At 64.3% G+C, this 13,121-nt stretch carries 10 protein-coding genes; all 10 read left to right on the top strand.

Features of this window, described 5'->3' with window-relative positions; all coding sequences use genetic code 11:
- The first annotated feature begins 34 nt into the window (after positions 1-34).
- The 10 genes from AC56DV_RS13550 to AC56DV_RS13505 all read left to right on the top strand — a co-directional run bounded on the left by AC56DV_RS13550 (position 35) and on the right by AC56DV_RS13505 (position 13,019).
- A complete protein-coding gene (locus tag AC56DV_RS13550; protein ID WP_496314808.1) occupies positions 35-1,627 on the top strand; it encodes a methyl-accepting chemotaxis protein in 1,593 nt (530 codons plus the stop codon).
- Positions 1,628-1,731: 104 nt separating this feature from the next.
- Positions 1,732-2,442, top strand: coding sequence for a transposase (locus AC56DV_RS13545; RefSeq protein ID WP_496314807.1), 711 nt, complete (start codon positions 1,732-1,734; stop codon positions 2,440-2,442).
- Positions 2,443-2,574: 132 nt separating this feature from the next.
- Positions 2,575-7,296: a glutamate synthase-related protein gene (locus AC56DV_RS13540; protein ID WP_496314806.1), complete on the top strand. Its 4,722-nt coding sequence runs from the start codon at positions 2,575-2,577 to the stop codon at positions 7,294-7,296.
- A 24-nt stretch (positions 7,297-7,320) separates the two neighbouring features.
- Positions 7,321-8,784 carry a glutamate synthase subunit beta gene (locus tag AC56DV_RS13535; RefSeq protein ID WP_496314805.1) on the top strand — a complete coding sequence of 488 codons (1,464 nt, stop codon included), beginning with the start codon at positions 7,321-7,323 and terminating at the stop codon, positions 8,782-8,784.
- Positions 8,785-9,023: 239 nt separating this feature from the next.
- Complete coding sequence (locus tag AC56DV_RS13530; RefSeq protein WP_496314804.1) at positions 9,024-9,827, top strand: ABC transporter ATP-binding protein; 804 nt, start codon at positions 9,024-9,026, stop codon at positions 9,825-9,827.
- On the top strand, positions 9,824-10,606 hold the full coding sequence (gene mlaE, locus AC56DV_RS13525; RefSeq protein ID WP_496314803.1) for a lipid asymmetry maintenance ABC transporter permease subunit MlaE: 783 nt from the start codon (positions 9,824-9,826) through the stop codon (positions 10,604-10,606). Before AC56DV_RS13530 ends, mlaE begins: the two co-directional genes overlap by 4 nt.
- A gap of 44 nt (positions 10,607-10,650) precedes the next feature.
- Positions 10,651-11,121, top strand: a complete 471-nt coding sequence (gene mlaD / locus AC56DV_RS13520) for an outer membrane lipid asymmetry maintenance protein MlaD (protein ID WP_056400019.1) — start codon at positions 10,651-10,653, stop codon at positions 11,119-11,121.
- An 11-nt stretch (positions 11,122-11,132) separates the two neighbouring features.
- Positions 11,133-11,957, top strand: a complete 825-nt coding sequence (locus AC56DV_RS13515) for an MlaA family lipoprotein (protein WP_496314802.1) — start codon at positions 11,133-11,135, stop codon at positions 11,955-11,957.
- A 32-nt stretch (positions 11,958-11,989) separates the two neighbouring features.
- Positions 11,990-12,649, top strand: a complete 660-nt coding sequence (locus AC56DV_RS13510; RefSeq protein ID WP_496314801.1) for an MlaC/ttg2D family ABC transporter substrate-binding protein — start codon at positions 11,990-11,992, stop codon at positions 12,647-12,649.
- 28 nt (positions 12,650-12,677) lie between these two features.
- The gene (locus AC56DV_RS13505) at positions 12,678-13,019 is read left to right on the top strand and encodes an STAS domain-containing protein (protein ID WP_496314800.1); all 342 of its coding nucleotides are present in this window, start codon (positions 12,678-12,680) and stop codon (positions 13,017-13,019) included.
- Positions 13,020-13,121: the final 102 nt, after the last annotated feature.

Genomic DNA, 13,121 nt, shown 5'->3' with positions numbered 1-13,121 from the left:
GCAGCGGCGGCGCGTCCACAGCGGGAGAAATGCGATGAAATTCCAGAACTGGAAGATAGGAGCGCGCCTGGGCGCGGGCTTTGGCGTGGTGATGCTGATGATGGCCATGATGGCGGCGGCCGGCATCTGGCGGCTGCAGGCGGTCGGCCAGCTGAGCGAGGAAATGGTCGGCAGCGCCATGCTCAAGGAGCGCCTGACGGCCGAATGGCACGGCCTGATCAGCATCAGCGGCGTGCGCGTGATCGCCTTTGCCCGCAACACCGAGCAGGCTGAATCGCAAGGCGAGGCCGACAAGGCCGCGGCCACCCGCGAGCGCGTCAACGCGATTCAAAAGCAACTGGAATCCCTGCTGGCCGGCGGCGAGGAAAAGCGCCTGTTCGATGCGGTGGCGCCGGTGCGCAAGCAATACGCCGCCACGCGCGACGCGGTGTTCGCCCTGAAGAAGGGCGGCGACGCGGACGGCGCCCGGCGCATGGTGGACGAGAAGCTGGAGCCGCAGTTCGCCGCCTACCAGCAGGCGGTGAACCTGATCGGCGCGCACGAGGCCGGCGTCGGCCGCGCGCTGGCGGCCCAGGTGCAGCAGCAGTACCGCGACGGTCGCTGGTTCCTGCTGGCCATGGCCGGCGGCGCGCTGCTGCTGGGTTCCTGGTTCGCTTACGTGCTGACGCGTTCGATCACGGCGCCGCTGCAGCAGGCGGTGCAGGTGGCGCAGACCGTCGCCGCCGGCGACTTGAGCAGCCGCATCGTGGTTGGCCGCAGCGACGAGGCCGGCCAACTGCTGCAGGCGCTGAAAGACATGAACGCCAGCCTGGTGCGCATAGTCGGCCAGGTGCGCGGCGGCACGGAAACCATCGCCACCGCGTCCAGCGAAATCGCCAGCGGCAATATGAACCTGTCCGCCCGCACCGAGCAGCAGGCCAGCTCGCTGGAGCAGACCGCCGCCTCGATGGAGCAGATGACCGCCACCGTCAAGCAGAACGGCGACAATTCGCGCCAGGCGCACACGCTGGCGCTGTCGGCCTCGGACGTGGCGCAGCGCGGCGGCGCCGTGGTCAGCCAGGTGGTCGACACCATGGGCCAGATCAACGCGTCCGCGCACAAGATTGTCGACATCATCGGCGTCATCGACAGCATCGCCTTCCAGACCAATATCCTGGCGCTGAATGCGGCGGTGGAGGCGGCCCGCGCCGGCGAGCAGGGACGCGGCTTTGCCGTGGTGGCAACCGAGGTGCGCACCCTGGCCCAGCGCAGCGCGGCCGCCGCGCGCGAGATCAAGGTGCTGATCGACGATTCGGTGGAAAAGGTGTCGACCGGCGCCAGGCTGGTTGACCAGGCCGGCGGCACCATGGAGGAAATCGTGCTCAACGTGCGGCGTGTCACCGATATCATCGGCGAGATCACCGCCGCCAGCGCGGAGCAGACCAGCGGCATCGAGCAGATCAACCGCGCCATTTCGCAGATGGACGAGGTCACCCAGCAGAATGCCGCGCTGGTGGAGGAGGCTGCCGCGGCGGCGGCGGCACTGCAGGACCAGAGCCAGGCGCTGGCGCAGGCCGTCAGCGTGTTCCAGCTGGCCAGGCCGGCCGCCGCCGCCAGCGGCGCCCCCGCACTGAGCTACTCCCGGTAAACAGGGACAGAGCCGGGGCGGATTTCATTCCGTGGGAAATAATGAGGGACAGAGTGGCTGAAATGGGTTAGCATCGCGCTTCCAGTCACCCTTTCCGTCCTGCCATGGCCCGCCTTCCCCGCCTTATTGTCCCCTTTCAACCTCACCACGTGGTCCAGCGCGGCCTGAACGGCCAGGCCATGTTCCAGGACGCCGACGATTACACGGCTTTTCTGGGCTGGCTGCGCAGCGCCGCCAAAAACTGGAAAGTGGCCGTGCATGCCTATGTATTAACGCCCGGCCAGCTGCATTTGCTGCTCACGCCCAGCGATGAAGACGGCCTGGGCCTGATGATGCAGTGGATCGGCCGCTACTACGTGCCTTACTTCAACCAGAAATACGGCCGCTCCGGCACCCTGTGGCAGGGCCGCTACAAGACCTCGGTCATCGATGCCGAGTCATATCTGATGAGCAATAGCCGCTATATCGAGTTCCTGCCGGTGCGCAACGGGCTGGCCGGCCAGCCTGAGCAGTACGCCTGGTCCAGCTACGCCCACCACGTCGGCCTGCGCTCCGATCCGGTGGTGACCGACCACGCGCTGTACTGGGCGCTGGGCAACACGCCGTTCCAGCGCGAAGCCGCCTACAAGGAGCTGGCCGGCTCCGACCTGTCGGCCGAGCAGATCGCCACGGTGGAGAAGGCCGTGCTCAAGGGCTGGCCGCTGGGTTCGGAGCGCTTCAAAACCGAGCTGCAAAACCGCGTCCAGCGGCAGGTATTGCCGGCCAAACGGGGCCGCCCGTTCAAGAAAACCGCGCCCGCCGAGCGCGGGGATTGACTGTGTCCCTATTTAAAATTCAAAGCGACAGGAAAAAATTTAATTCGACTCCGACCCTAATTATTCTTGTTGAGTTTTTTTGTGCGTTGCACTACTCTGACTTTTCGATAGTTTTCAGCAGTGGAGAAACGCATGATTGCGCAAGGCTTGTACGACCCAGCTAATGAACATGACGCCTGCGGCGTCGGTTTCGTCGCCCACATCAAGGGCAACAAGAGCCATTCCATCGTGGAGCAGGGTCTGCTGATCCTGAAGAACCTGGACCACCGGGGCGCAGTCGGCGCGGATGCGCTGATGGGCGACGGCGCCGGCATCCTGATCCAGATCCCGGACCAGTACTACCGCGACGAAATGGCCAAGCAGGGCGTGGAACTGCCGCCGCCAGGCGAATACGGCGTGGGCATGGTGTTCCTGCCGAAGGAAAACGCGTCGCGCATCGCCTGCGAACAGGAAATCGAGCGCGCCGTGCGCATCGAAGGCCAGGTCGTGCTGGGCTGGCGCAACGTGCCGGTGGACTACGACATGCCGATGTCGCCCACCGTGCGCGCCAAAGAACCGATCATCCGCCAGATCTTCATCGGCCGCGGCCCGGACATCATGGTGACCGACGCGCTGGAGCGCAAACTGTACGTGATCCGCAAATCGTCGGGCCACGCCATCCAGGCGCTGAAACTGCTGCACGGCAAAGAATTCTTCGTGCCGTCGATGTCGGCCCGCACCGTGGTGTACAAGGGCCTGCTGCTGGCCGACCAGGTCGGCGTCTACTATAAAGACCTGCAGGACCCGCGCTGCATCTCGGCGCTGGCGCTGGTGCACCAGCGTTTCTCCACCAACACCTTCCCCGAGTGGCCGCTGGCCCACCCGTACCGCCTGATCGCCCACAACGGCGAGATCAACACGGTGAAAGGCAACTTCAACTGGATGCGCGCCCGCGAAGGCGTGATGAAGTCGGCCGTGCTGGGCGAGGACCTGCAGAAACTGTTCCCGCTGATCTACGAAGGCCAGTCGGACACCGCCTGCTTCGACAACGCGCTGGAACTGCTGCTGATGGCGGGCTACCCGCTGGCGCAGGCGATGATGATGATGATCCCGGAAGCATGGGAAAACCACACCCTGATGGACGACAACCGCAAGGCGTTCTACGAATACCACGCGGCGATGATGGAGCCATGGGACGGCCCGGCCGCCATGGCCTTCACCGACGGCCGCTACATCGGCGGCACGCTGGACCGCAACGGTCTGCGTCCTGCGCGCTACATCATCACCGACGACGACCTGGTGGTGATGGCGTCCGAATCCGGCGTGCTGCCGATTCCGGAATCGAAGATCATCCAGAAATGGCGCCTGCAGCCGGGCAAGATGTTCCTGATCGACCTGGAAGCGGGCCGCATCATCGACGACAAGGAGCTGAAGGACACCTACGCCAACGCCAAGCCTTATAAAGCCTGGATCAACGCGGTGCGCATCAAGCTCAACGAAATCAAGCTGTCCGAAAGCCAGCAGGCCCACAACCGCATCAAGTACAGCGCCGCGCCGGGCGAAAAAGCCGTGGCGTCGGTGCTGGACCGCCAGCAAGCCTTCGGCTACACCCAGGAAGACCTGCGCTTCCTGATGGCGCCGATGGCCGCCGCCGGCGAGGAAGCCACCGGCTCCATGGGCAACGACTCGCCGCTGGCCGTCATGTCCAACAAACTGAAGCCGCTGTACAACTACTTCAAGCAGCTGTTCGCCCAGGTAACCAACCCGCCGATCGATCCGATCCGCGAAGCGATGGTGATGTCGCTGGTGTCCTTCATCGGCCCGAAACCGAACCTGCTGGACACCAACAACGTCAATCCGCCGATGCGCCTCGAAGTGTCGCAGCCGGTGCTGGGCTTCGACGACATGGCCCGCCTGCGCGGCATCTCGCTGCACACCGGCGGCAAGTTCAAGTCGTACGAGCTGAACATCTGCTACCCGCTGGCCTGGGGCAAGGAAGGCGTGGAAGCCTGCCTGGCTTCGCTGTGCGCGGAAGCCGTCGATGCGGTCAAGTCCGGCCACAACATCCTGATCGTGTCGGACCGTTCCATCGGCCCGGACCGCGTGGCGATCCCGGCGCTGCTGGCCACCTCCACCATCCACCAGCACCTGGTGTCGAAAGGCCTGCGCGCCTCGACCGGCCTGGTGGTGGAAACCGGCTCGGCCCGCGAAACCCACCACTTCGCGCTGCTGGCCGGCTACGGCGCGGAAGCCGTGCACCCCTACCTGGCGATGGAAACGCTGATGGAGCTGGCCCACGAAATGTCGGGCGAGCTGTCCGGCGAACAGGCCATCTACAACTACACCAAGGCCATCGGCAAGGGCTTGATGAAGGTCATGTCCAAGATGGGCATCTCGACCTATATGTCCTACTGCGGCGCGCAGATCTTCGAGGCCATCGGCCTGAACAAGTCGCTGGTGGACAAGTACTTCAAGGGCACCGCCTCCAACGTGGAAGGCATCGGCGTGTTCGAAGTGGCGGAAGAAGCGCTGCGCCTGCACAACCTGGCTTTCGGCAACGATCCGCTGCTCAAGGAAGCGCTGGACGCGGGCGGCGAGTACGCCTTCCGCATCCGCGGCGAAGACCACCTGTGGACGCCGGACGCGATCGCCAAGCTGCAGCACTCGACCCGCGCCAACAACTACTCGACCTATAAAGAGTACGCGCAGATCATCAACGACCAGAGCAAGCGCCACCTGACCCTGCGCGGCCTGTTCGAGTTCAAGCTCGACCCGGCCAAGGCCATCCCGCTGGACGAAGTCGAGCCGGCCAAGGAAATCGTCAAGCGCTTCGCCACCGGCGCCATGTCGCTCGGTTCGATCTCGACCGAAGCGCACGCCACGCTGGCCGTGGCGATGAACCGCATCGGCGGCAAATCGAACACCGGCGAAGGCGGCGAGGATCCGGCCCGCTACAGCATGGAACTGAAGGGCATCCCGATCAAGCAGGGCGACACCATGGCCTCCGTGGTGGGCAAGCAGCAAGTGGTGGTCGACATTCCGCTGCAGGCGGGCGACTCCATGCGTTCGCGCATCAAGCAGGTGGCGTCGGGCCGCTTCGGCGTCACCGCCGAGTACCTGAACTCGGCCGACCAGATCCAGATCAAGATGGCGCAGGGCGCCAAGCCGGGCGAAGGCGGCCAGCTGCCGGGCCATAAAGTGTCCGAATACATCGCCCAGCTGCGCTTCTCGGTGCCGGGCGTGGGCCTGATTTCGCCGCCGCCGCACCACGACATCTACTCGATCGAAGATCTGGCGCAGCTGATCCACGACTTGAAGAACGTCAATCCGCGCGCTTCGATCTCGGTCAAGCTGGTGTCGGAAGTGGGCATCGGCACCGTGGCCGCCGGCGTCACCAAGGCCAAGGCCGACCACGTGGTGGTGGCCGGCCATGACGGCGGCACCGGCGCCTCGCCGCTGTCCTCGGTCAAGCACGCCGGCACCCCATGGGAGCTGGGCCTGGCGGAAACCCAGCAGACGCTGGTGCTGAACGGCCTGCGCAGCCGCATCCGCGTGCAAGCGGACGGCCAGATGCGCACCGGCCGCGACGTGGTCATCGCCGCCATGCTGGGCGCCGACGAGATCGGCTTCGCCACCGCGCCGCTGGTGGTGGAAGGCTGCATCATGATGCGCAAGTGCCACCTGAACACCTGCCCGGTGGGCGTGGCCACGCAGGATCCTGTGCTGCGCGCCAAGTTCCAGGGCAAGCCCGAGTACGTGGTGAACTACTTCTTCTTCGTGGCTGAAGAAGCGCGCCAGCTGATGGCCCAGCTGGGCATCCGCACCTACGACGAGCTGATCGGCCGCGTGGACCTGCTGGACAAGTCCAAAGCCATCACCCACTGGAAGGCGCAGGGCCTGGACTTCAGCAACATCTTCTTCCAGCCGCAAGTGCAGGGCGAGCAAGCCATCCGCCACGTGGAAGACCAGGACCACGGCCTGGACAAGGCGCTGGACCACAAGCTGATCGCGCAGGCCAAGGCCGCGCTGGAGAAGGGCGAACGGGTGTCCTTCATCTCGCCGGTGAAGAACTTGAACCGCACCGTGGGCACCATGCTGTCGGGCGAAGTGGCCAAGCGCTACGGCCACGCCGGCCTGCCGGACGACACCATCCACATCCAGCTGCAAGGCACGGCCGGCCAGTCCGCCGCCGCCTTCCTGGCGCACGGCATCACGCTGGACCTGGTGGGCGAGGGCAACGACTACGTCGGCAAGGGCTTGTCGGGCGGCCGCATCATCGTGCGTCCGAACACCGAGTTCCGCGGCTGGGCCGTGAACAACATCATCATCGGCAACACCGTGCTGTACGGCGCGATTGCCGGCGAAGCCTTCTTCAACGGCGTGGCCGGCGAACGCTTCGCGGTGCGCAACTCGGGCGCCACGGCCATCGTGGAAGGCGTGGGCGACCACGGCTGCGAATACATGACCGGCGGCACCGTGGTGGTGCTGGGCGCCACCGGCCGCAACTTCGCGGCGGGCATGTCGGGCGGCATCGCCTACGTGTACGACCCGGACGGCGATTTCGCGCAGAAGTGCAACCCCGCCATGGTCAGCCTGGAGTCGGTGCTGCCTGCCGCCGAGCAGAAGCTGGATAAGAACACCTGGCACGCGCAGCACCGCGACGGCGAACCGGAGGCCGACGAGGTGATCCTGAAGCGCCTGATCGAGCGCCACTTCAAGCACACCGGCAGCACCCGCGCCCGCCTGTTGCTCGACAACTGGGCCGACGGCCGCGCCAAGTTCGTGAAAGTGTTCCCGAACGAGTACAAGCGCGCCCTGATCGAGATGGCGGACAACGCCGCGCTGGAAATGGAAACCCAGGCCATCGCCGCCTGAACTGGACAAGAATAAGGAATCATCGTGGGTAAAATCACCGGCTTCATGGAATTCAAGCGTCAGGAAGAGAGCTATCTGGCTCCCGAGACGCGCCTGAAAAACTACAAGGAATTCGTCCTGCACCTGAGCAACGACCAGGCCAAGGTGCAAGGCGCGCGCTGCATGGACTGCGGCATCCCGTTCTGCAACAACGGCTGCCCGGTCAACAACATCATCCCGGACTGGAACGACCTGGTCTATCGCGGCAACTACCGCGACGCGCTGGACGTGCTGCACTCGACCAACAACTTCCCCGAGTTCACCGGCCGCATCTGCCCGGCGCCGTGCGAAACGGCCTGCACCCTGGGCATCAGCGACGACCCGGTCGGCATCAAGTCGATCGAGCACAAGATCATCGACGAAGGCTGGGCGCACGGCTGGGTGGTTCCCCAGCCAGCGGACGCCAAGACCGGCAAGAAGGTGGCCGTGGTCGGTTCCGGCCCGGCCGGCCTGGCGGCGGCCCAGCAGCTGGCCCGCGTGGGCCACGACGTGACGGTGTTCGAGAAGAGCGACCGCATCGGCGGCCTGCTGCGCTACGGCATTCCCGACTTCAAGATGGAAAAGTCGCACATCGACCGCCGCGTCGAGCAGATGCAGGCCGAAGGCGTGACCTTCCGCACCAGCGTGCTGATCGGCAAGGACTTCCCGGCCAACGTCAACAACTGGGCCAAGGAAACCATCTTCCCGGAGGACCTGGAGAAGGAATTCGACGCCGTGATCCTGGCCGGCGGCGCCGAGCAGCCGCGCGACCTGCCGGTGCCGGGCCGCGAGCTGAAGGGCGTGCACTTCGCCATGGACTTCCTGCCGCAGCAGAACAAGGTCAACGCCGGCGACAAGGTGAAAGACCAGATCAAGGCCACCGGCAAGCACGTGGTGGTGATCGGCGGCGGCGACACCGGTTCCGACTGCGTCGGCACCTCGAACCGCCAGGGCGCCGCCTCGGTGACCCAGTTCGAACTGATGCCGATGCCGCCGGAACAGGAAAACAAGCCGCTGGTGTGGCCGTACTGGCCGACCAAGCTGCGCACCTCGTCCTCGCACGAGGAAGGCTGCGAGCGCGACTGGGCGGTGGCCACCAAGCGCCTGGAAGGCAAGGGCGGCAAGGTCGAGAAGCTGATCGCCTGCCGCGTAGAGTGGAAGGACGGCAAGATGCAGGAAGTGCCGAACTCCGAATTCGAAATGAAAGCCGACCTGGTGTTCCTGGCCATGGGCTTCGTATCGCCGGTGCAAAACATCCTGGACGCCTTCAGCGTCGACAAGGATGCGCGCGGCAACGCCAAGGCCAGCACCGAAGGCGAGCAGAGCTACAAGACCTCGGTATCGAAAGTATTTGCCGCCGGCGACATGCGCCGTGGCCAGTCCCTCGTGGTCTGGGCCATCCGCGAAGGCCGCCAGTGCGCCCGCGCAGTCGATGAATTCCTGATGGGTTCGTCCGTCCTGCCGCGCTGATTCCCAAGTAGTAGTTTCACTCCCACCGGAGCACGACGGGCGATCCTCGACGGCTCCGGTTTTTTTTACTTGCCGTTGCTGCATCGCAGCAATTAACAAACCTTTCCAGATGTAAATTACTGACTTTCTAGTTATTAATGTTGTATTATTTGCCTCTTGCCTCCCCCTCCCGAGGGGGCTCTCAGCAGAGGTTGGCGTTTCTGCACTACAATACGGGATTCAAAAAAGTGAGCGTGGTCGTGCCGAATCTAGTCGAAATCCGTGATTTACACTTCTCCTATGGAAAAAGGTCCATCCTGTCGGGCCTCCAGATGGACTTCCCGCGCGGGAAGGTAGTGGCGGTCATGGGCGGCTCGGGCAGCGGCAAGACCACGGTGCTGCGCCTGATCGGCGGCCAGATCCGCCCGTCCAAGGGCCACGTGTCGGTGGACGGCCAGATCGTTCACAAATTGAAGACCGATGACCTGTATCTGCTGCGCCGCAAAATGGGCATGCTGTTCCAGCACGGCGCGCTGTTTACCGACCTGTCCGTGTACGAAAACGTGGCGTTTCCGCTGCGCGAGCACACCGACCTGCCGGAAGAACTGATCCGCGACCTGGTGCTGATGAAGCTGCACGCGGTGGGCCTGCGCAACGCCGCCAGAATGAAGCCGGGCGAGATCTCCGGCGGCATGGCGCGCCGGGTGGCCCTGGCGCGCTCGATCGCGCTGGACCCGCAACTGATTATGTACGATGAGCCGTTCGCCGGCCTGGACCCGATATCGATGGGCGTGACCGCCAACCTGATCCGCAACCTGAACGACGCGCTCGGCTCGACCACCATCCTGGTCTCGCACGACGTGAAGGAATCGTTCCACATCGCCGACTACGTCTACTTCCTGTCGCAAGGCAAGGTGGTGGCGCACGGCACGCCGGACGAGATGATGGCCTCGTCCGACCCCTACGTGAAGCAGTTCGTGCACGCCGAGGCCGACGGCCCCGTGCCCTTCCACTACCCGGGCAAGACCCTGGCGGCCGATCTCGGCCTGAAGGAGCGCGCATGATCGCCGGCCTGCTGGAACGCCTGGGCAACTGGGTGCGCGAACACGTCGAAGGCGTGGGCTACAGCACCCGCACCTTCTTCTACCTGCTGGGCGTGTCGCCCGGCTTGCTGCGCCGTCCGCGCCTGATCGTCGAGCAACTGCACTTCATCGGCAATTATTCCATGCTCATCATCACGCTGTCCGGCCTGTTCGTCGGCATGGTGCTGGGCCTGCAGGGTTATTACACCCTGAACAAATACGGCGCCGAGCAGTCGCTCGGCCTGCTGGTGGCGCTGGGCCTGACGCGCGAACTGGGCCCGGTGATCACCGCGCTGCTGTTCGCCGGCCGCGCCGGCACTTCGCTGACGGCGGAAATCGGCCTGATGAAGGCCGGCGAGCAGCTGTCGGCCATGGAAATGATGGCGGTCAACCCGGTGCAGCGCGTGCTGGCGCCGCGCTTCTGGGCCGGCGTGATCGCCGTGCCGGTGCTGGCCTCGATTTTCAGCGCGGTCGGCATCTTCGGCGGCTACCTGGTCGGGGTGCAGCTGATCGGCGTGGACGAGGGCGCGTTCTGGTCGCAGATGCAGGGCGGCGTGGACATCTGGAAAGACGTGTTCAACGGCTTTGCCAAGAGCATCGTGTTCGGCATCGCCATCACCTTTATCGCGCTGTACCAGGGCTATGAAGCCCGCCCCACGCCGGAAGACGTGGCCGGCGCCACCACCCGCACGGTGGTGATCTCGTCGCTGATGATCTGGTGGCTGGACTTCATGTTGACGGCGCTGATGTTCAGCAAGTAACGGCATTGTGCGCCGCAGAAATAAAAACAAGTTAGGATAGTGTCATGCAACGTAAATCTCTGGATCTGTGGGTCGGTTTGTTTGTCGTGCTGGGCGTGGCCGCGCTGGCCTTCCTGGCGCTGAAGGCGGGCAACGCCAGTTCGCTGTCGTTCGCCCCGACCTATGAAGTGACTGCCAAGTTCGACAACATCGGCAGCCTGCGCGAGCAGGCCGCGGTCAAGGCGTCCGGCGTGGTGGTGGGCCGCGTGGCCAAGATCCGCTTCGACGACAAGTCTTATAAGGCGCTGGTAACCCTGAATATGGAAACCAGCTACGCATTCCCGAAAGACAGCTCGGCTAAAATCCTCACGGCTGGCTTGCTGGGCGAGCAATACATCGGCATCGAAGCCGGCGGCGACACCAACAACCTGGTGGCGGGCGACAAGATCGCGCGCACCCAGTCCGCCGCCGTGCTGGAAGACCTGATCAACCAATTCATCTACAGCAAAGCAGCTGAAGGAAAGGATAGCAACTAATGAGTGCATCAATGAAGTTCCGTCACCTGGCCTTGGCTGTAGCGGCTGCCGCCGCATTGACCGGCTGCGCCGGCCCCAACCCGCGCGACCCGTACGAGGGTTTCAACCGCAGCATGTTCAAGTTCAACGACGCGGTCGACCAGGCGGCCCTGAAGCCGGCCGCCACCGCCTACAAGAACGTGCTGCCGACGTTCGTGCAGACCGGCGTGAACAATTTCTTCGGCAACCTGTCGGACGTGTGGAGCGCCGCCAACGGCTTTATGCAGGGCAAGGGCGAGCAGGGCATGTCGGACGTGATGCGCGTGGCGCTGAACTCCACCTTCGGCCTGCTGGGCGTGCTCGACATCGCCTCCGAGGCCGGCTTGCAGAAGCACAACGAGGACTTCGGCCAGACCCTGGGCTACTGGGGCGTGCAATCCGGTCCCTACCTGATGCTGCCGCTGCTGGGCCCGTCCACCGTGCGCGACACCGTGGCGCTGCCGCTGGACATCAAGGCCGACCCATGGGGTTACAAAGATCCTGTCAACGTGCGCAACATCGGCAGCGTTACCCGCATCATCGACAAGCGTGCCGGTCTGCTGGACGCCACCAGCCTGATGGAAGAGGCGGCGCTGGACCGTTACGAGTTCGTGCGCGACAGTTTCCTGCAGGCGCGCGAAAGCAAGGTATTCAATGGCGAGTCGGGCCCGCGCGGCGGCAAGGACGCGGACAAGAAAGAAGAGAAGAAAGAGGCCAAGCCGGCCGCCGCCGATGCCGGCAATGGCAACGATGCGGCCCTGGTGACGGGCGAGGCTATAATGGCGGCACCGGCTGCGGAAAAGAACGCCAGCCTGTAACCCTGAAGCAACTAAAATAAGGTTAAACAGAGATGAAATTGATTAAACAACTTTTCGCTTTCGCCACGGTGGCTTTCGCCTCCGCAGCGATGGCCGCCACCGCCGCACCGGCCCCGGCCGGCAATGAAGCGCCGGACGTGCTGGTCAAGCGCATCAGCCAGGACGTGCTGGACACCGCCAAGGCCGACAAGGAAATCCAGGCCGGCAACCAGAAGCGCGTGATGGACCTGGTGGAAACCAAGATCCTGCCGTACGTCGACTTCCAGCGCATGACGTCGCTGGCGGCCGGCCGCTACTGGCGCGAAGCGAGCCCGGAACAGCAAAAGCAGCTGTCCACCGAGTTCCGTTCGCTGCTGATCTTCACCTACTCGGGCGCGCTGTCCCAGGTGAAAAACGAAACCATCGAATTCAAGCCGCTGCGCGCCGACCCGTCGGACACCGAAGTGGAAGTGCGTTCCCAGGTGAACGTGGCGCGCGGCGAGCCGATTCCGCTGAACTACCGCGTGGCCAAGTCGCCTACCGGCTGGAAGATCTACGACATCAACGTGCTGGGCGCGTGGCTGGTCGAGACCTACAAGGGCACGTTCGCCTCGGAAATCAGCAAGGGCGGCATCGATGGCCTGATCAAGACCTTGTCCGAAAAGAACAAGAAGCTGGCCAGCCGCCCCATCAAGGCAGCTTCCGCCAAGTAATTGCTTAGAAACAATTGATCGAAAAACCATGTCCGCATCCACCGACAATATGCAATCCCTCACGTCCCTGACCGTGTCCAACGCCACTGCGGCGCTGGAGCAGGGCGTGGCGGCGATCGCCGGCGGCCAGTCCGTGTTCGACCTGCGCAACGTGCAGGCGGTGGATTCGGCTGCCGTGTCGGTGATGCTGGCATGGCAGCGCGCCGCGCAGCAGGCGGGCCTGCAGCTCGAGCTGAAGAACCTGCCCGCCAACCTGAAAAGCCTCACCAAGCTGTACGGCGTTTGCTCGCTGGTCTCGCCCTCGCTGGCCGAATGCGGCGAAGCAAGCTCCCCAGCGGCCGCAGCGCCGCAGCAGCATCACCATCATTGACCCCCGCCCCACCCCCGCAGCAGTTTCCGGTCCGGCGTAGCCGAATCAAATTTCCAATATAATTGACCGTTGCCGTTGCCAGAGTGCCACGGCATATCGCAC

Source organism: Massilia sp. BGA-UO-ETr-WB1 (assembly GCF_059567845.1).
The sequence above is the reverse complement of the archived record's forward strand: the minus strand, read 5'-3'. Positions and strand labels throughout refer to the sequence as shown.

Bases quoted from the DNA above. Each gene is read 5' to 3' on its own strand.
- AC56DV_RS13545 (WP_496314807.1), top strand. From the start codon at position 1,732: ATGGCCCGCCTTCCCCGCCTTATTGTCCCCTTTCAACCTCACCACGTG.
- AC56DV_RS13515 (WP_496314802.1), top strand. From the start codon at position 11,133: ATGAAGTTCCGTCACCTGGCCTTGGCTGTAGCGGCTGCCGCCGCATTG.
- AC56DV_RS13510 (WP_496314801.1), top strand. From the start codon at position 11,990: ATGAAATTGATTAAACAACTTTTCGCTTTCGCCACGGTGGCTTTCGCC.
- AC56DV_RS13540 (WP_496314806.1), top strand. From the start codon at position 2,575: ATGATTGCGCAAGGCTTGTACGACCCAGCTAATGAACATGACGCCTGC.
- AC56DV_RS13505 (WP_496314800.1), top strand. From the start codon at position 12,678: ATGTCCGCATCCACCGACAATATGCAATCCCTCACGTCCCTGACCGTG.
- mlaD (WP_056400019.1), top strand. From the start codon at position 10,651: ATGCAACGTAAATCTCTGGATCTGTGGGTCGGTTTGTTTGTCGTGCTG.
- AC56DV_RS13550 (WP_496314808.1), top strand. From the start codon at position 35: ATGAAATTCCAGAACTGGAAGATAGGAGCGCGCCTGGGCGCGGGCTTT.
- mlaE (WP_496314803.1), top strand. From the start codon at position 9,824: ATGATCGCCGGCCTGCTGGAACGCCTGGGCAACTGGGTGCGCGAACAC.